At 69.4% G+C, this 18146-nt stretch carries 17 protein-coding genes; 1 reads left to right on the top strand and 16 read right to left on the bottom strand.

Translation table 11 applies throughout. The annotated features are described in order from the left end of the window. Window positions 1-14: 14 nt before the first annotated feature. From AB0P25_RS09910 to AB0P25_RS09835, 16 genes are all read right to left on the bottom strand, one after another. On the bottom strand, window positions 15-1196 hold the full coding sequence (locus AB0P25_RS09910) for a Gfo/Idh/MocA family oxidoreductase (protein ID WP_363807002.1): 1182 nt from the start codon (window positions 1194-1196) through the stop codon (window positions 15-17). Further along, the gene (locus AB0P25_RS09905; protein ID WP_363807000.1) at window positions 1193-1609 is read right to left on the bottom strand and encodes a DUF6379 domain-containing protein; all 417 of its coding nucleotides are present in this window, start codon (window positions 1607-1609) and stop codon (window positions 1193-1195) included. The genes AB0P25_RS09910 and AB0P25_RS09905 overlap by 4 nt, the downstream gene beginning before the upstream one ends. Window positions 1610-1618: 9 nt before the next feature. Continuing rightward, window positions 1619-2401 (bottom strand): nuclear transport factor 2 family protein, encoded by a 783-nt coding sequence (locus AB0P25_RS09900; RefSeq protein WP_363806999.1) that lies wholly within the window; start codon window positions 2399-2401, stop codon window positions 1619-1621. An 18-nt stretch (window positions 2402-2419) separates the two neighbouring features. Next, entirely contained in the window at window positions 2420-3451 is a 1032-nt protein-coding gene (locus AB0P25_RS09895) for a TIM barrel protein (RefSeq protein WP_363808049.1), read from the bottom strand. Continuing rightward, window positions 3448-4446: a sugar phosphate isomerase/epimerase gene (locus AB0P25_RS09890; RefSeq protein WP_363806998.1), complete on the bottom strand. Its 999-nt coding sequence runs from the start codon at window positions 4444-4446 to the stop codon at window positions 3448-3450. The genes AB0P25_RS09895 and AB0P25_RS09890 overlap by 4 nt, the downstream gene beginning before the upstream one ends. Next, window positions 4443-5402: a TIM barrel protein gene (locus AB0P25_RS09885; RefSeq protein ID WP_363806996.1), complete on the bottom strand. Its 960-nt coding sequence runs from the start codon at window positions 5400-5402 to the stop codon at window positions 4443-4445. Before AB0P25_RS09885 ends, AB0P25_RS09890 begins: the two co-directional genes overlap by 4 nt. Then, complete coding sequence (locus AB0P25_RS09880) at window positions 5399-6517, bottom strand: TIM barrel protein (RefSeq protein WP_363806995.1); 1119 nt, start codon at window positions 6515-6517, stop codon at window positions 5399-5401. Before AB0P25_RS09880 ends, AB0P25_RS09885 begins: the two co-directional genes overlap by 4 nt. Continuing rightward, window positions 6514-6912 carry a DUF6379 domain-containing protein gene (locus AB0P25_RS09875; RefSeq protein WP_363806994.1) on the bottom strand — a complete coding sequence of 133 codons (399 nt, stop codon included), beginning with the start codon at window positions 6910-6912 and terminating at the stop codon, window positions 6514-6516. The genes AB0P25_RS09880 and AB0P25_RS09875 overlap by 4 nt, the downstream gene beginning before the upstream one ends. Window positions 6913-6963: 51 nt before the next feature. Next, the gene (locus tag AB0P25_RS09870; protein WP_363806993.1) at window positions 6964-8508 is read right to left on the bottom strand and encodes a GMC oxidoreductase; all 1545 of its coding nucleotides are present in this window, start codon (window positions 8506-8508) and stop codon (window positions 6964-6966) included. After that, complete coding sequence (locus tag AB0P25_RS09865; RefSeq protein WP_363806991.1) at window positions 8505-9299, bottom strand: TIM barrel protein; 795 nt, start codon at window positions 9297-9299, stop codon at window positions 8505-8507. The genes AB0P25_RS09870 and AB0P25_RS09865 overlap by 4 nt, the downstream gene beginning before the upstream one ends. Window positions 9300-9311: 12 nt before the next feature. Next, window positions 9312-9695, bottom strand: a complete 384-nt coding sequence (locus AB0P25_RS09860; protein ID WP_363806989.1) for a nuclear transport factor 2 family protein — start codon at window positions 9693-9695, stop codon at window positions 9312-9314. Further along, complete coding sequence (locus AB0P25_RS09855) at window positions 9692-12319, bottom strand: hypothetical protein (RefSeq protein WP_363806988.1); 2628 nt, start codon at window positions 12317-12319, stop codon at window positions 9692-9694. Before AB0P25_RS09855 ends, AB0P25_RS09860 begins: the two co-directional genes overlap by 4 nt. Continuing rightward, window positions 12316-13827 carry a family 43 glycosylhydrolase gene (locus AB0P25_RS09850; protein ID WP_363806987.1) on the bottom strand — a complete coding sequence of 504 codons (1512 nt, stop codon included), beginning with the start codon at window positions 13825-13827 and terminating at the stop codon, window positions 12316-12318. Before AB0P25_RS09850 ends, AB0P25_RS09855 begins: the two co-directional genes overlap by 4 nt. Before the next feature lie 2 nt (window positions 13828-13829). Then, window positions 13830-14672: a carbohydrate ABC transporter permease gene (locus tag AB0P25_RS09845; RefSeq protein WP_363806985.1), complete on the bottom strand. Its 843-nt coding sequence runs from the start codon at window positions 14670-14672 to the stop codon at window positions 13830-13832. A 4-nt stretch (window positions 14673-14676) separates the two neighbouring features. Further along, entirely contained in the window at window positions 14677-15639 is a 963-nt protein-coding gene (locus AB0P25_RS09840) for a sugar ABC transporter permease (protein ID WP_363806984.1), read from the bottom strand. A gap of 69 nt (window positions 15640-15708) precedes the next feature. Continuing rightward, window positions 15709-17001, bottom strand: coding sequence for an ABC transporter substrate-binding protein (locus tag AB0P25_RS09835; RefSeq protein WP_363806982.1), 1293 nt, complete (start codon window positions 16999-17001; stop codon window positions 15709-15711). A 192-nt stretch (window positions 17002-17193) separates the two neighbouring features. Between AB0P25_RS09835 and AB0P25_RS09830 the strand changes: the two genes are divergently transcribed. Continuing rightward, window positions 17194-18129, top strand: a complete 936-nt coding sequence (locus tag AB0P25_RS09830) for a LysR family transcriptional regulator (RefSeq protein WP_363806981.1) — start codon at window positions 17194-17196, stop codon at window positions 18127-18129. The last annotated feature ends 17 nt before the right edge of the window (window positions 18130-18146 follow it).

Raw genomic sequence — 18146 nt, 5'->3', positions numbered from 1 at the left:
CTTGTTCTCCTCTTTCAGACGGCGACCGCGGCGTCCGCAGCGACGCGGACCCACGACGACTGGTTCTCCGAGCTGGCCTCGACGGCCGCCAGCACGCGCTGTACGCTCAGCCCTTCGGCGAACGTGGGGTGGGGGTCGGTCCCCTCGGTGATCGCTCCCACGAAGTCCACGACCTGGTGCACGAAGCCGTGCTCATAGCCCAGCATGTGCCCGGCCGGCCACCAGCCGGCGACGTAGGGGTGCACGGGCTCGGTCACCAGGATGGTCGTGAAGCCCTGGAGCTCGGCGCGGTCGGTGCGGTCGTAGTACTTCAGGACGTTGAGGTCCTCCAGGTCGAACCGCAGCGCGCCCAGGGTCCCGGAGACCTCGATGGACAGCGCGTTCTTCCGGCCGGTCGCGAAGCGGGTGGCCTCGAACGACACCAGGGCGCCGTCGGTCAGCCGGCCGGTGAAGATCGCGAGGTCGTCGACGGTCACCTCGCCGTATCCCTCGCCCGCCTCCCCGGCGAGACCCGACCCGGACGCCTGCAGCGGCCGCTGCGTGACGATGGTGTCGAGGATGCCGGACACGGCCTCCACGCTCTGGCCCGTCACGAACTGCGTCATGTCCACGATGTGCGCGCCGATGTCGCCCAGGGCGCCGGAACCCGCGTGCTCCTTCTGCAGGCGCCAGGCGAGCGGCATCTCCGGGTCGACCAGCCAATCCTGGCGGTACGCCGCACGGACCTGCTGGACGCGCCCGATCCGTCCCTCGGCGACCAGGTCGCGGAGGAGCGTGACCGCGGGCACGCGCCGGTAGGTGAAGCCGACCATCGCGTGGACGCCTCGCTCGGCCGCCCGGGCGGCGGCCGCGGCCATCGCCTCCGCCTCCTCGACGGTGTTGGCGAGGGGCTTCTCGCACAGGACGTGCTTGCCGGCCTCCAGCGCCGCGATCGCGATCTCGGCGTGCGAGTCGCCGGGCGTCACGATGTCGACGAGGTCGATGTCGTCGCGCGCGATCACCTCGCGCCAGTCCGTCGCGTGCTCCGACCAGCCCCACTTCTCGGCGGCGCGGGCCACCGCCTCCTCGTTGCGGCCGACGACCACCGCCAGCTCCACCGCGTCCGGGAGGTCGAACATCCGCGGCGCCTGCCGCCACCCGACCGAGTGCGCGGAGCCCATGAACCCGTAGCCGATCATGGCCACCCGAAGCGTCATGCGAGCACCAGCTCCCGCTCCACGGGGACGCGGTTCGTCACGTACCGGCCGGGGCCGCCGTCGACGCCGGGCATGATCTGCATGTAGAGCAGGCGCATGGTCAGCACCACCTCGACGGTGACCTTCTCCCCCGCCTCGGGCGCACGCCCCAGCGAGATGAGCACGTCCGGGCGGTCGGCCACGAACCACAGGGTCTCGGACTGCTCTGGCAGCTCCTCGACGCGGTAGCTGCGCCCGGCCAGCACGAAGCGCAGGTCCTCGCGCGGGACCGGCTCGCCGTTCACCGTCGCGGCGACATCGTCGACCGCCGACAGCCAGAGGCTCCGGTACCACGGCAGTTGGACCGAGACGGCGATGCCGTCCTCCGTACGACGGACGTCCGTGTCGGAGAAGAGGGAGTTGTGGGTCGCCATGGTGCTCTCCTACTCGTACGTGTCGACGAAGTGGTCGTACGGCGCGGGAGGCGCCGGCTCGAGCTTCTGAACGGTCGCCGGGCTGTACGGGTGGTTCTCGCTGGGCACGGGCTCGTCGGCCGGCGGCATGAACACGGGCTTGCCGTCGTCACCGAAGTACATGAGGTCGAGGTCGAAGGCGCCTTGGTTCTTCAGGCCGAAGCTGATCCAGTTCTCCTCGAACGGCGCCCGCGCCAGCTCGTAGCAGCGGAATTTCCAGAACTTCCACTCGCCGTCCTGCTTGAGGAAGTCGACCGCGTACTTGCACCACACCCAGTGCGCCCAGACCTTCTTGCCGAGCACCTCCTTCGGCGAGTACATGTCCGGGAACTCCTCGGCGACCGCAGGGTCGGTGAGACCCGACTCGGTGCCGGCCATGATCCACACGCCCTTCGCGGTCTCGCCGTCGCTGGCGACCTCGATCACCGGTGTGGTCGTCGTGTGCAGGATGAGCTTGCCGACCGGCGACGGACGGTCGCGGTGGTACCGCGTGACGCTCTCCCACGTCGTGTACTGCCCGGCGTTGGTGTAGCGGGCGCGGATGCCCTCCGTGCCCTCCTTGACCCAGAGCGGGATGATCTGCTCGTCCTGGAACGCGTTGTGCAGGAACATGTAGCGGTTGAACAGGTTCTCGATGTCTCCGCGGTCGACGGCGCGCCGCGCGAGGCGCAGAGCGGCAGCGACCTCTTCACGCGCCTTCGCGAGCTCGGCGACGAGCTCCGAGACGGAGGCCTCGGTGTGGGTGTCCGACATGGTGTTCTCCTTCGTGGTTCAGGCCGGGACGCCGGCGACGGCGTCTTCGATGGTGCGCCGCATGAGCGCGTGCTGCTTCTTGACGAGGTCGATCGGGTCGGCCTCCCCCAGGTCCTGGAAGGCGTGACCCTCCCACTCGCTGGAGAGGTACCCCTGGTAGCCGCCCTGGACGAACTGGCGGACGATGCGCGGGAGGTCCATGGCGGGCTCCTGCCCATTCGCATCGAGCCAAAAGAACTTGGCGTGCACGTGGAAGATCTGGGGCATGATGTCCAGCCACTCCTCCGGCGGCACCAGGCCGTGCATGTTGAACGCCAGCCGGGTGAAGGGTCCGAAGCCGACCGGGTCGACGCCCTCGCCCGTGAGGTAGTCCTCGAACTTCTGGTTGCGCACGTGCATCGGCGTGGGCTCGTGCCAGATCTCGTCCATCACGGTGAAGTGCTTCGGGTCCATGCCCATCTTCTCCAGCTGCGAGAGCAGCGTCGGCGAGAGGCTGTGCATGGTCGAGGAGAAGTCCGCCGTGAACCCGAGCCGGTCGCTGCCGAGCTCGTCGTACAGCTCGCGGATGCCGAGCACCTTCGGGTCGTTCGGCCCCTGCGGCGCGTGGATCTCGTATCCCAGCCGCTGGTCGTACTCCTCGGCGAGCGGCAGGAGGCTGCGCAGCAGTTCGCGACCGGCCGAGCGGATGACGACGCGCTTGAATCCCAGGGTGTGCGCGGTCTTCAGCTGCCGGGCGAGGAAGTCGTGCTCCTCGTCCGGGGTCATGTCGCGGTCCTTGCGCCGGCCCATGTCGAGGTTCGTGCCGATGGCGCTCGGCTCCAGCTCGTACTTCTCCAGCGAGTCGAACCAGAGCTTCACGAACTCGTCGTCGACATCCGGGTAGGTGCGCAGCAGCTGGGCGATGTTGAACTCCACCCCCGGCCCGATGCCGTTCTCGGCGACGGCGGCGATCAGCGTCTGCGGTGTGTAGACACCCGCGGCGAACTCGCTCGTCATCGAGTAGAGGGTGGTGCCGAGCTCGATCCCGGTGCCTGCGATCCCGCCGTTCACCATGTCGGTACTTCCTTCCGCGCGGTTTCGACGATCGGTGCGAGGACGTTCTGCACATACCAGCCACTCACCATCGCGCTCTCGGCCGGGTGAGGACTCTGGTCGGACTCCACGACGATCCAGCCGGTGTAACCCACTCGGGCCAGCGTGCGGACGAACGACTCGAAGTCGACCAGCCCGCCCTCGTCGGTCGGCTCGAAGAACCAGCGCTCGATGCGCCGGCTTCCGCCCTCCGTGCGCACGAACTGCTCGGCGTGCGGGGTCAGGGCCTCGGCCTCGTCGACGACGTCGTACGCGTTCTTCAACTGGATGTGGCGGACCCTGTCGGCGTGGCGTTCGAGCACCGCGACGGGGTCGAGCCCGGACACGGCGAATTCGGCCGTGTCGATGGCGAGCCCGACGAGCGCGGGGTCGGTGGCGTCGAGCAGCCGGGCGAGGCCGTCGTCGAGGCGGAGCGCCGAGAGGAAGTCGAAATGCAGGGCCAGGGAGACTCCGAAAGGCGCGATGGCCGCGCCGACGGCGTTCCACAGCGCCGCGAGCGTCGCGATCCTGCCGTCGTCGAGGGCGCCGGTCTGCCAGGCCGATCCGCAGGGGCGGACGACCAGCACGGCGCCGCCGAGAGCCTCCAGGGCCTCCGCGAACCAGATCGCGGTGGCCGTGATCCTGGGCGCGGCGTCGGGATCGAGCGGATCGGGCCCGCGGCCCATCTCCACGTCGAAGCCGATGAACGGGTCGTAGACGTAGCTGGAGACGGCGTCGAGCGCGCAGTCGGCGAGCACCTGACGGAACCCCTCGAGCGATCCGTAGAGGTTGGCGATCTGCTCGGGCGAGCCGAGCGGCTCCCACGGTCCGAAGCTCTCCGCCGTAAGCTCCACGCCGGAGAACCCGCTGATCGAGATCGTCTTGAACGCGCGCTCGTGGTCGCGCTTGCGCACGAACGCGTCGATGTTCGTATCCCACTGGTTGAGGGCGTACCCCCATCGGATGCCGCTCATGCCGTCTTCTCCAGGTAGATGCGATCGAGGACGTTCTTGGCGTACCAGCGCGCGACCGCGGTGCTCTCCGAGTAGTCGCCGCCGAGCTTGTCGGCCTTGTCGTGCTCGACGCTGATCCACCCGGTGTAGCCGTGGTCGCGCACCGAGCGCATCATCGACTCGAAGTCGACCAGGCCCTCCGCGGTGCCCATCTCGTAGAACCACTTCTCGGTCGTGACGGCCGAGAGCTCGGCGTCCGGCCACAGGCGGTAGTCCTCGTTCACGTCCTTTGTGCGGGTGTCCTTGAAGTGGAAGCCCGTGACGCGCTCGTGGTGTGCCTCGTAGACGGCCACCGGGTCGACGTCGGCGATGCAGTGCTGGGCGGTGTCGACGAAGAACTTCACGTACTGGGGGTCTGCGTAGCCGTAGAACGTGTCGATCTGGGCGCGGGTGCGGATGCCGCCGTAGAACTCGTGGTGGCAGGTCAGGTTGACGCCGTACTGCTGCGTGAGCTCTCCGACCTTCCCCCAGATGTCGGCCGCGTGCTTGAGGCCGTCGTCGGTCACGCCCTGCTCGTCGAAGAATCGCGAACCGGGCATGACGATGATGTTGTCGAGCTGGATGCCAGACCACATGTCGAGGGTGCGCTTGAAGTCCTCGATGATGTTGTCATGCGTCGCGGGCACCTCGGGGGCGTAGCGCTCCGGGTCGTAGTAGACGCCGTGGAAGGTGTTGACGATCCGCTCGAGCCCCTGCTCCTGCACGAACTCCTGGTAGTTCGCCACCGAGCCGTACTGCTCCAGGATCTGCCAGATCCGGAAGTCGAACGTGTCGATCGCATCGAAGCCGACCGCCCTCACCTGGCGGAGGAAGCGGGTCATCGTCTGGCGGGAGTGCCACTGGTCGTACGGACCGCGGGGGCCGTTCGCACGCCAGTGGTCCATGTAGCTCCATTTGATCGGAGCGTCCGCGCTCATCGGTTCACCCCTTCAGTGCTCGGGAGCCACTGGCCCAGCTGGAGGCGCGCCTCGGCCGCGTCGGTGACCATGCGGCTCCCGGCGTCCTGCGCCGCCGACCGCTGCACGGCCTGCTCGTCGCGGATGATCTCGAAGGGCGAGTCCCAGTAGTTCCAGTGCCAGCCTTCGTACTCGCTGGAGATGGCGCCGTTGTAGCCGTTCCGCACGAGCAGCGCGATGAGGTCGCGCACCGGCACCGAGGGCTCCTCGTGGTTCTCGTCGATGCCGAAGAACTTGCCGTGGACGTGCTTGATCCACGGCATGATCTCCAGCCAGTCGTCGACGCGCGCCGGGCCGAACAGGCCGGTGCCGTTGATGCCGAAGTCGATGCCGAGGTCCGGCCGGCCGTTCTGCGCGGCGAGCGCGATGAAGCGCCCGAAGCGCTGGCCGTGGTCGGCCTGGTCGGCGGGCGGACCGGCCTCGTAGAACTCGTTCCAGAGGTCGACGACCTGGGCGAGCAGCTCGTCGCTCGCGCCGCGGCGGCGGTAGGCCTCCAGCAGCGACGGCGCGAAGCCGACCGTGGTCGCGCCCCAGTCGGCGGTGAAGCCGAGGAACGGCGATCCCACCTCCTCGTAGCGGTCGCGCAGCGCGAGGATGCGCGGGTGCGACGCGTACTGGTCGGCGTGCACCTCGAGGGCGAGCGTCACGCCGTACTGCTCTGCGATCGGCGCGAGGGCCGCCATCGAGTCGGGCGTGATCGAGATCTGGACGCGGGCGATCGGGAAGCCCAGCTTCGCGGCCGCCTCGATCTGGCGGCGCATGTACTCGATCAGCTCGTCCTGGTTCAGCATCCGGTCGCGGTGGATGCCGATGTCGGCGTTGATCGCGAGCGACGTCTGCACCAGGTCGAGCTCGGCGACGAGGTCGCGGAACCAGCCGGCGAAGGCGTCGTCGACCGCCGGGAACCCGCGGAAGCTCGAGAAGCCGATGACCTCGAGTCCCGGGCCGTAGCCGTCGGCGGCGACCTTGCGGATGAGGCCTTCCAGGTCGTACTCGCGGCCGTGGAACGCCCGGGTGAAGCTGTAGAGGGTCACGCCCTGGATCGGGGATCCGAGGCCGGAGGTCGTCGGGCTCATGCCGTCACCGCCTTCATGTTCTTGGTGTCGTGCTCCTCGATGTGGAGCACTTCGTCGTCGCCGATGACGATGTACGGGATGAACACGGTCAGGTCGACCGCCACCTCGTGCTCGCTTTCGTCGGCCGCGACCGGGATATCCCCCGAGAGCACGGCCGAGTCGAGCGGGAACCACCACTCCTCGGTGTCGTCCTTCATGTCGTCGAAGGTGCGCTCGCGGCCGTTGAGCTCCCAGCGGAGCGTTTCGACCGGAGCGGGCACGCCGTCCACGGACAGCGTCGCGCCTGCGATGCAGGACGCCGGGAGCGCGCGGTACCAGGGGATGCGCACCTCGACGGCGGCACGGGTGCCCGTCGTGGTGAGCGTTCCCTGCTCGATGATGCGGTCGGGGATCAAAAGTCCTCCTTGACTTCTTCCTTGTTTCTACACACTAATGTCGATTTGTTACTAAAGACAAGAAGCGATTCGGCGAGCGCCCCTGACCGCCAACGCCACGGAGGTGAGCGTTGGGTTGCAGGCCGTCGGCGTCGGGATGACGCCGTTGCCGGCGACGAACACCCCGGGAGCGCCCCACACCTCGCTGTCCGGGCTGCAGACGCTGCGGCCGTCGTCCGTCTCGCCCATCCGCGTGCTGCCCTGGTAGTGCAGGGATGCGCCGAGCGGCAGGGTGAACGGACGATCGCCGAGCGGGTCCCCGACCGCCTCGGCGAGCGCGGTGATCTGCGCCCGCGCACGCTCGAGGGCCTCGCGGTCGCGGTCGGTCAGCGTGTAGTGGATGCGCAGGGCCGGCATCCCGTACCAGTCGAGCTCGTCGTCGCGGAACTCCACGCGGTCGTCCCACTGCAGGTCCTTCGCGCAGAACAGCCCGAGGCCGACGATCGACCCCGGCACCACCGGGTCGTCCTCCGCCAGGGGGATGGGCGACGCATCCAGCTGCATGACCTGGCCGTGGAACGGCATCTCGTCGGTATACGGCACCCAGGTGACGCCGCTCCGCTCGCTGATCGCGCCGTCCACGATCTCGTCGAGGCCGTGCTCGCCGGCCGTCGTGCCGCCGGCGCCGCCCGCGGCGCTCTCGGCGTCGCGGATACGCGTGGCGTAGACGACCTGCGACTGATCGTTGAGCATCCGGCCGAGGGCGGCCGGCCGGATGCCGGAGGCGTAGAGCACCTGCGGCGTCCGGAGCGCGTCGGCCGCCACGACGACGAACCGCGCACGGACGATGCGGCTCTCTCCGCTGCGCCGGTCGCGCACCTCGACGCCGGCGGCCCGCCCGTCCTCGAGGAGCACGCGCGTGACCAGCGACTCGTCGTACAGCCCGAAGTGCGGATTGCTGCGCGTCACGTCGCCGAACACCACATCCGACCCGGACCAGACGAGCCGGCCGTCGTCGCGCCGGTGCACGGCGAGCGGCATGCGCTGCACGCGCCGCTCCTCCGGTCGGCCGTCGTCGACCGCAGCCGCCAGCCGCTCGCGGACGAGCGCGGTGAAAGGGGCGCCGTCGAAGGCGTCGGTCGTGACGTTCAGCAGCCGGCCGGCCTCGTCGAGGAGCTCGTCGAGGTCGGGCAGGAACGCGATGCGCTCGCTGTCTCCCGGGCGCGGGCAGGCTCCGGTCCAGTGCGCGCCCATCCCTCCGACGTTGCTGGAGAACGCGACGACGGGCATGCCGTCCTCGCCGGGCTCCTGGTAGCCCTCGTCGAGCAGGTACGTGCCCGGTCGCGCCCGGCGCTGACCGGCGGTGACCGCGCCCGGGGAGCTGACCGTGTCCGCTCCGGCTCCCGGACCTTCGGACCGCTCCTGCGCCTGACCGCGCGCCGCGGGGTCCTCGATGTTCTTGACATGCGCGCCGGGCGGATCCGACACCGTCGGCCCGACCTCGAACACGGCGATCGTCGCGTCCGGCGCCTCCTCGCTCAGGATGCGCGCATAGGTCGCGCCGGTCGGCCCGCTCCCGACGATGACGACATCGACCGCGTCCGGATAGCGGCTCATGCCGCTGCCGCCAGGTCGCGGATGAGCGCGACCGAAGCCGCGGACTCCTGAGTCGGGTAGTACTCGAGACCGATGGGTCCGTCGTATCCGGAGGCGCGGAGGATGCGCAGCCGTCCCGCCCAGTCGAGGTCGCCCGTGCCGGGCTCGCCGCGGCCGGGGGCGTCGGCGAGCTGCACGTAGGCGATCAGGTCGCCGGCGTTCTGGAGCTCGGCGGCCATGTCCTCCCCCTCGACGGCCGAGTGGTAGATGTCGTAGAGCACGCCGAAGAACGGCGAGTCGACGCCGCGCGCGACGTAGACGGCCTCGGACGTGCGATCGAGCAGCGAGCCGGGGTGGTCGACGCGGATGTTGACGGGCTCCAGCGCGAGCGTGACCCCGGAACCGTCGATCTGGGCGATAGCCTTCTGATAGATCTCGATCAGCTTGTCGAGCTGGACCTGCCGCTTCCACCCGCCGAAGCCCGTCCCGCTGCCGACGACGATGCGCGGGCAGCCGAGGTCCTGCGCGATCGCGACGCCCTCGTCGAGCTTGCGGAAGAACTCGGAGTGGTCCCACGGCGGGATCATGAACTGTGTGCGCGGCTCGGAGAGCTGGGCGGTGAGCGTCGTCCCCGTCTCCTCGAGCGCGGCCTTCAGCGCCGGGAGGTCCTTCGGCTTGGCGGGTGCGTCGACACCCGTCGGCCCCCACATCTCCACGGCGGTGAATCCCGCGGCGGCGGCGGCGCGGACTCGGTCCTGGTAGTCGCCCGCCTCCGTGAAGAGCAGTTCGATGTTGGGTGCGAGTTGGTACATGGCTTCTCCTGTTCAGAACATCGGATGGTCGTGGGCGGCGTGCGCCGGGACCTGCTGCAGCACGTCCCAGTGCTCGACGATCCGGCCGCCCTCGAATCGGTAGATGTCCGCGACCGCGGCGTCGGGGGCGCCGGGTCGCGAAGCCTTCACGTGGACCATCGCCAGGTCGCCGTCGACGAGGATCCGCTGGATCTCGAAGCGGGCGTCCGGGCTTCCGTCGAACTTCGGCGTCAGCATCGCCACGGCGGCCTCCGGCCCGTCGGCGATGGTCGGGTTGTGCTGCCGGTAGTCGTCCGCCACGAGGAAGGCGAACGCGTCCGAGACGCGCTTCTGCGTGTAGAAGAGGTCGCAGAAGCGCTCGAACGCCTGCCGCACGGACGGATCGGCGCCGCTCATCCCCGCTCCCTCCTCGTCGTCAGGGTCACCGGGCCGAGCAGCCCGCTCGGCTCCTGCTGCGCGAACGCGGAGAAGAAGTCCGGCTGCGCCTTCGCCAGCGTGTTGGTCACGTCGATCTGGAGGGTGTTGCGGGCGCGGACGACGCCGTCCGGGATGTCGAAGACGTAGGGAGGCGCGACCCGCGTGCCGAGGTCGACGTCGTTGAGCCGCACCGAGGCCAGCTCGAACACCTCCCCGAGGTCGAGCGCGTGACCGCCGTCCGCCTGCTCCGCCTCGAACTCGGCGGTGTAGCGCGCGGTGCCGCTGAAGCGCGGCAGGAGGTCCGGTTCGTTCAGGGGCCGGAGATCGTCGAGCACGCCCCAGTCGGAGTACCGGGAGTCCCCCGCCGTCGCCGTGGCGACCCTCCACTCCGGCGACAGCTCCACCTCTCCGACGGCCTGCGTGGCCGGTCGCACCGGGAGGCCCTCCCACAGCGCGGGATCGCCGACCACGAGCACGATCGCCTCGCCGGGCGCGAGGTCGACGTCGATCCGGGTCGTCCCTCCCGCCGCATGCGCCGGGACCGCCGTGAGGGTGGCGGTCACGGCGTCGTAGGCGACCACCCTGCCGGCGCGCGGCAGCGTCGCGGACGCGCGCACGGCATCCCGGACCGACTCGTTCACGAGCATGAGCACGTCGCCATCGCCGAGGTCGCGGCGGAGCACGCGCAGGTCCGGGGCGGCCCGGTCGAGCCGGACCGCCCGGTCGGTCATTCCCGCCACGGAGTCCACGAGCCGCTTCTGCGAGACGTGCCGGAAGCGGACGCGGAGCGCGGCAGCATCCACCGCCCCGTCCCGCGCCTCCACCTCGGGAACCGAGCCGACGAAGACGACCGGCACGCCCTCGTCGTCGAGACGCAGCAGCTCGGCCGCGACGGCGGCGGGCACGTAGGCGCTGCCCGGGACGATCAGCGCGTCGTAGGTCTCGGCTCCCAGGCTCAGCCGTGAGGCCTCGACCCGCGCCGAGGACAACGCGTCCGCGGGAACGATGTCGGCGTCCAGCTGCGCCTCCATCAGCAGCCGCAGCGGGCGCTCGGACGGCATCGCGTCGCCCAGCCACTCCGCCTCCCCGTGGTAGAGCACTGCGAAGGGGGCGACGTGGCTGCCCGCCTGCAGCAGGTGGCTCAGCCGGTTCGTGTAGTCGCTCAGCACCCGCTGGTGCGGGTACTGCGGGTTCGCGCCGTTCGCGTAGAAGTGCGGCGGGCAGTCCGGGTCGGGGAACGGCGCGGGCGAGAACGCGTGCGGCACGATGTGCGTGACCCCGCGCACCAGCAGGTGGTTGGTGAGCCAGGTGAACAGCCGCAGCCCGGCGTACCAGCCGTAGGCGCCGATGGTCTCGCACATCGCCCGCCCGTGGGTGCGCGGATCGAGATGCGCCGCCGACGACGCCAGCTTCGCGAGGCCGAAGTGGAAGAACTCCCCGTCCGCCGCCCCGGTCAGGTTGCCGAAGGGCCCCCGCGAGAAGCCCGGCACCACCTGGCCGCCGATGATGTCGATCCCCGGCATGTCCTGGCCGGCCATCGCCCGGAAGTAGTGTCCGGCGCCGGGTCCGAGCCGCGCGTGTGCGCCGTTGTCCTCGATGACATGGCCGATGTGCTCCACCCCGTGGGCGCGGCACCAGTCGCCGAGCCGCTGTCCGAAGTTCTCGGAGTACAGCCGGGACACCGTGTCCATGTAGGCGTAGCGGACCGGCCGCTCGCGGCCCGCGCCCGGAGCCCAGAGCAGCGGCAGCAGCAGCGCGGCGTCGCCGCCGAGCCGCTGGTTCAGGCGCGCGGCGACCTCGTCGTTCCACGGCAGCGGCACGGACTTGCCGAGCGCCGAGCGGAAGTCGAAGGTGTCGGGGTCGTTGTAGAGGCCTGGCTCGTCGCTGAAGAACCCGCCGATCGTCGTGCCGAACTCGTCGGCGTAGCGCTCGTGGATCCGCTTGTAGACGCCGTCCAGGAGGAGCTGGACGGAATCCCCGTTCAGGTAGTCGATGTGGTTCGCGTGCGGCTCGCTGCCGCCGGAGGCGCCGACGGACAGGAAGAAGAGGCGCCACCAGCCGTCCGGGACGTCCCAGTGCAGCATCCCGTCGACGATGCGGTCGGTGAGGTCGATCGGGTCGCCCACAAGCTGGTCGGAATCCTCGGCCCGGCGGAAGGCCACCACCCGCGTCAGCTCCCCCGGCTCCTGCGCGGCTTCCGGGCCCCAGAACTTCCGGCGCTCGACGATGAAGGATGCGCCGCGGGCCGGTCCGACCGCGTCCGTGTGCCGCTCGGTCAGGAACCGACGGCGCAGGGCCGCGGGAGCCGTCTCCACGGCGCCGCCTGCGTGTCCGGTGGGGAACGTGTCGTCGTCGAAGAACCACACCGTCATGCCGCGGCGGCGCGCGATCTCGAGCACCGCGTCCACGTCGCGCCACCAGCCGTCACCGAGGAAGTCGGGATGCGGCCGCGCCTCCAGGATCACGGCCCCGATCCCGGCGTCGCCGATGCGCTCCATCTCCTCGCGGACGGCCTCGACCGGGCCGCCCTTCTGCCAGAAGAGCGGCATGATCGCGTTGGGGACGCTGCCGGCGACCGCGTCGCGGAGCTGCGGGAGGGTCATGCTGCCACCTCGTCCAGCGCCCGGTACCGGAACCCCCGGAACGAGACCTCGCCGTCCCCCGAGGCGAACAGCGCGGGCCGCAGGCTCTTCAGGTCGTTGATCGTCGCCGAGTGGGCGCCGGAGGTGTCGTAGCGGACGCCGTGCCGCGTCCACTCGTCACCCGGCCGACGGTGCCAGCCGGTGACGATGTGATGGTCGTTCCTCAGACGGAACTCGATCGTCGTGCCCGGCTCCGCGGGCTCGCGCCAGTGCGTCCGGACTCCGCCGGCATAGCTCTGCATGGCCTCGCCGTCCCAGCCCATCCCGTAGAACAGGCGGTCGTCGAAGTACAGCAAGAGGCCGCCCGCCGAGCCGTCGCGCACCTCCAGCTCGACCTCGACCTCGTAGGCGCGGTCCATGGACCAGGTCGTCAGCGGTGAGGAGTCGGCCGGGCCGCGGCCTTTGCCCCGCAGGACGAGTCCGCCGTCGAGACCGGCGCGGCCGAGTTCGTCGCGTGCCGGGTTGTCGAAGACCCAGCGCTCGCCCCAGGCGGCAGTCGCGAAGTCGTCCGAGGGCGCGGGCACCGACACCGGCGACGCGCCGTCGACCGGTTTCCGGATCGGGGCGCCGAGGTCGCGGGAGGGCGCCTCGGGCCAGCCGTCCTCCGTCCACACGATCGGCTCGAGCAGGGCCTGCCGCCCCAGGGTGCGGTACCCGTTCTCGTAGCCGTGGGACACCATCCACCAGGAGTCGTCGCCGCGGTCGACGAGCGTCGCGTGGCCGCGGGACCACCAGGCCTCGTCCACCGACCAGGTGCGGGCGACGGGATTGTGCGGCGCGTTCTCCCACGGCCCGTGCACCGAGCGGGAGCGCGCGACGATCACCATGTGACCGGTCGCGGGACCGCCGGTGCCGCCGACCGCGCTCACCAGGTAGAACCAGTCGCCGCGGCGGAAGAGCTTCGGCCCCTCGAGCGCGTAGGCCTCGGTGATCCACTCGTCGGGGTAGCGCCAGCCGTCGTAGACCTGCTCGAGCGGGGTGACCGCGCGGAGGCCGTCCGGGCTCAGCCGGCAGCGCCGGACGCCGTTGACGAACAGGTAGCGCTCGCCGTCCTCGCCGACGATGTGACCGGGGTCGATCGCCCCGGAGATGCCGGTGAACACCGGTTCGCTCCACGGCCCCTCCGGGCTGTCCGCGTGGACCACCCACACCTCCGGCGCCGCGATCTCCTCGGACCAGGCGCTCGGGATGTACGGAAAGTAGATGAAGTAGCGCCCGTCGTGCTCAACCAGGTCCGGAGCGAAGACCGTGCTGTGCGGCTCCGCGAGCGCGCAGGTCACGAACGTCCAGTTGACGAGGTCCGGCGAGCGCCAGACCGTCAGCCCCGGGGACGCGTCGAACGACGAGTACGTCAGGTAGAAGGCGTCGCCGACGCGCAGCACCGACGGGTCCGGCCGGTCCCCGGGCAGGACGGGGTTGAGGAACGTCCCGTCCCCTCGATCGGGTCCGCGACGGCTGTCGGTTACCACGGTCAGCCCTTGAGCCCGCCCGCGTAGCCCTGGATGAACTTCTTCTGCGCGAAGGCGTAGAAGGCCAGGATCGGGATCATCGACACGATGACGACGGCGAAGATCAGGTTCCACTGGGAGACCAGCGACCCGACGTAGCTGTACATCACGACGGGCAGCGTCTGCCAGGCGGTCCCGTTCAGGAAGATCAGCGACGTGAAGAAGTCGTTCCAGACGATGAGCCCGGCGAGGATCGCGACCGTGCCGGTGGCCGGCGACATGAGCGGGAACACGACGCGCCGGAACACCTGGTACCGGTTGGCACCGTCGATGATCGCGGCCTCTTCGTACTCCGGCGTCAGGTTGCGGAAGAAGTTGGCGTAGAGGAACACCGACAGCGGCATCAGCATCCCGGTGTAGATGAGGATCATGCCCCAGGGGTTGCCGACGAGTCCCACCTCGCGCGCGCCGATGTAGAGCGGCAGGGTGCCGAGCTGGGTGGGCAGGATGATGGCCACGAGGAACAGATAGAAGGAGCGGCGGCTCCACTTGCTGGTCGAGCGGGCGATCCCGTAGGCGGCCACGCTGCCCAGACCCACCAACAGCAGGATGCTGCCTGCCGTGATGATCAGGCTGGAGGCCAGACCCGCCCAGATGTTCCCCGACGACGCGGAGGCCGGCGAGAGCAGCTGGATGAAGTTGTCGAAGGTGGCGCTCGTCGGCGGCGCGACCGCGGCAGAGCTCAGGATGTCGGGCAGCGTCTTGAACGAGCCCATCAGCAGGATCCAGAACGGCAGGAGCATGATCGCCGTGGCGATCAGCACGATGATCTCGATCGCCAGGGTCTTCTTGGTGTAGCGGAACATCGGCTCACGCCTCCTTGAGCGAGCGGTCGCGCGTCGCGTACTGCTGCGCGATGGAGAAGAGCAGGATCAGCAGGCTCAGGATCAGAGCCAGAGCCGCGCCGAACCCGAACTGCTGGTAGGTGAACGCCTGCTGGTACACCTCGAGTGCGAGCGTCTGGGTGGCTCCTGCCGGTCCGCCGTTGGTGAGGGCGACGACCTGGTCGAACACGCGCAGGCCCTGGATGAGCGTCAGCGTGGTCGCGATGGCGACCGACGGCTGGATCTGGGGTAGGACGACGAACCGGAACCGCTTGAAGGGGCTGGCGCCGTCGAGCGCGGCCGCCTCCTCCATCTCGATCGGCACGGTCGCGAGTCCGGCCAGGTAGATCACCATGACGAAGCCGATGTTCTGCCAGACCATCACGACGAGGATGCACCAGATGGCGAGGCCCGGGTCGGCCAGCCAGTTCTGCTTCGGGAGGCCGACGGCGGTCATCGCCTGGTTGAGCGGGCCGTTGTAGTCGAAGATGAACTTCCAGATGTACGAGACCGCGATCGGGCTGACGACCACCGGCATGAACAGCAGCGTGCGGAGGACGTACCGGGACTTCAGCGACCGGTTGAGCGCGAGAGCGAACAGCAGCCCGAAGACGTTGGTGAAGATCAGGAAGCCGAACGCGAGGAGCAGGGTGTTCCAGAGCGAGCCGATCAGCTCCGGGGTCTGGAAGATCTTGACGAAGTTCGCCAGGCCGACGAAGTCGAACGGGCCGAGACCCGACCAGTTGGTGAAGGCGAAGAAGCCGCCCGCCACGGTGGTGGCGTAGATCACGATGAGCATCAGCACGAGGGCGGGGAGCGCCCACCACCAGCTGCCGAGCTTCACCCGGTAGGGCTTCCTCTCGACAGCGCGCTGGCGTGGCGGGACCGTGGCCTGCGTCTGGGTCTGCGTCTTCGTGGTCATCGTCCGCACCTCTGACTGCGTCGTCATCGACTCGTTCCTTATCTAACGCCGTCCGGGCGGCCGGCTCTGTGCGAGCCGGCCGCCGTGATCAGCTGATCAACCCCAGTCGGAGTCCAGCTGCTGGAGCACCTGCTTGACGGTCATCTGACCGGTCAGGATGCCCTGCACGCCGTTGCCGAGATCGGTGTAGACCTTGGCGTTCGGCCACTCCGTCGGCGCGTAGCCGCGGGTGTCGCCCTTCGCGATCTGGTCCTTGATGCCGTCGTACTGCGGCAGCAGGGTGGAGTCCGCGTTGACGTTCACCGGGATGGACCCGACCTGCTTCGAGTAGTGCTCCTGGCCCTTGTCCGAGATGATGTAGCTCAGGAAGTCGGTCGCGAGCTTCGGGCTCTTGGTCTTCGCGCTCGCGGTGACGCCCTGGTCGGCGCTCAGCGACAGGTAGGTCTTGGTGCCGTCCGGCGCTCCGACCGGGAGGGCGATGAGCTTCACGTGGCCGCCGGCCGCCTGCATGATCGTCGCGGCTGCCGCGCTCGGGGCGAAGAAGCCGAGGATCTTGCCCGACGACGCGCCGTTGGTGAGGGCGTCGAAGCCGGCGCTCGTCGCGCCGTCCTGGAAGCATCCCGAGTCGTACATCTTCTTGATCGACTCGAGGGCGGTCGTCCACCCCTTGGTGCCCGCGAAGGTGACCTTGTTCTCGGAGCGCTTCCCGTTCCAGTCCTTGTCGGGCCCGTACACCGTGGAGGTGGCGATCGCGACGGCGAGGATGCCGTTGTTCTGATACGTCGACCCGGCCAGGCCGTAGATCGTCTTGCCGGCCGCGCGGGCCTTGCCGCACTGGGCGATGATGTCGTCGAGGCTGGTCGTCGCGTCGATCTTCACGCCGATCGACTGGGCGAGCTCGTCGTTGTAGATCACGCCGTTCAGCTGGGTGCCGAGCGGGACGCCGTAGATCTTCCCGTTGTAGGTATAGAGGCTCTTGGCGGACTCGGGCATGTTCTTCGCGATGGACGCGTCGTCGAGAGGGAGGACGAGCCCGGACTTGGCCCACGGCAGGATCGAGTTGGACTGGCCGGTTCCGCCCTCGGCGTAGAACGTGTCGGGTGCGTTGCCGCCCTGGACGCGGGTGGCGATCGTGGTCGGGTAGCTCTGGATCGGCAGGTTCTGCGTCGTGACCGTGACGCCCTTGTTCTCGGCTTCGAACGACGACGCCAGGCTGTTGTAGGCCACCTTGTCCTGATCGTTCGCCGCGCCATAGGCGAAGGTGATGGTCTGGGGCTCCTTGCCGGAGGAGGTGCCGCTCGAGGAGCAGCCGGCGAGGACGAGTCCGGCGCTGACCGGAATGGCGAGCCAGGCGAGCCGAGCGGTCCGGCTCCTGCGTGTGATCTTCATCGGGTTGACCTCTTCCAAGACTTCGTTGTCGGCGAGGGCGGCGACTGCGCCGACCTCCGGGTGCCATCTGAGTGTCGCAGCGCTAAAGCAGATAAACAACGCGCCTTCTGCTTATCCCAGACATAAGCTCGATGAATACGCGGGTCGTTATAGTGAGATCGCCTGGCCCTCGTCGGAAAGGATCACACTGTCGTGACCGACTATCCGCTGATGTCGCGGCTCGATCTGAACCTGCTGATCGCGCTCGACGCGCTGCTCACCGAGCGCAGCGTGACGCGCGCCGCCGAGCGGCTCCGGCTGAGCCAGCCGGCCCTCAGCGCGTCGCTCTCGCGGCTGCGCATCCACTTCGGCGACCCGATCCTCGCCCGCCGGGGGAACACCTACGAACTGACGCCGCTCGCCCTGCGGCTGGCGGACCACACGACCATCGCACTGGAGGCCGCGCGCCGCGTCTTCGAGAGCCAGGCGGCCTGGGATCCGTCGGAGTCGGTGCGCCAGTTCTCGATCTTCGGCTCCGACTACGGCTTCACCACGATCGGGCGCGTCGTCTCCGAGCTGGCCGCGCAGCAGGCGCCGGGCGTCCACTTCCGCTTCATGCTGCACAACCCGACCGTGGTCGAGGACGCGTCGAACCGGCTCCGCTCAGTGGACGGCATGGTCATCCCCCACGGCTTCCTGACCGAGCTGCCGTTCGTCGACCTGTGGCAGGACGAATGGGTGGCGATCGTCGCCGAGACGAACGACACGGTGGGCGACACCCTGTCGCGCGAGGAGCTGTCCACGCTGCCGTGGGTGATGAACTACCAGTCGCGCTCCGCGTTCACGTCGGCGGAGCGGCAGGTGCAGCAGCTCGGCATCGAGCCGAACGTGGAGGTCGTGGTCGAGAGCTTCCTCGCCATCCCCCACTTCATCGCCGGAACCGGACGCGTCGGCATCATCCATCGGGCGCTGGTGCCGCTGGCCCAGCAGGCGGGCGCCGTGCGCGTGATCGGCCTCCCGTTCGAGCCGACGCCGATCATGAACGCCCTCTGGTGGCATCCCGTGCACACGCACGACCCCGAGCACACGTGGATGCGCGGCCTCTTCGAGGAGGCCGGCCGCATCGTCGCCGCCGGCGTCCGCGGCTGACCCGTCCTCGTGCCCGC

Source organism: Leifsonia sp. NPDC077715 (genome assembly GCF_040686855.1).
Classification (GTDB): domain Bacteria; phylum Actinomycetota; class Actinomycetes; order Actinomycetales; family Microbacteriaceae; genus Leifsonia.
This window is presented reverse-complemented; position numbering and strand designations above follow the sequence as displayed.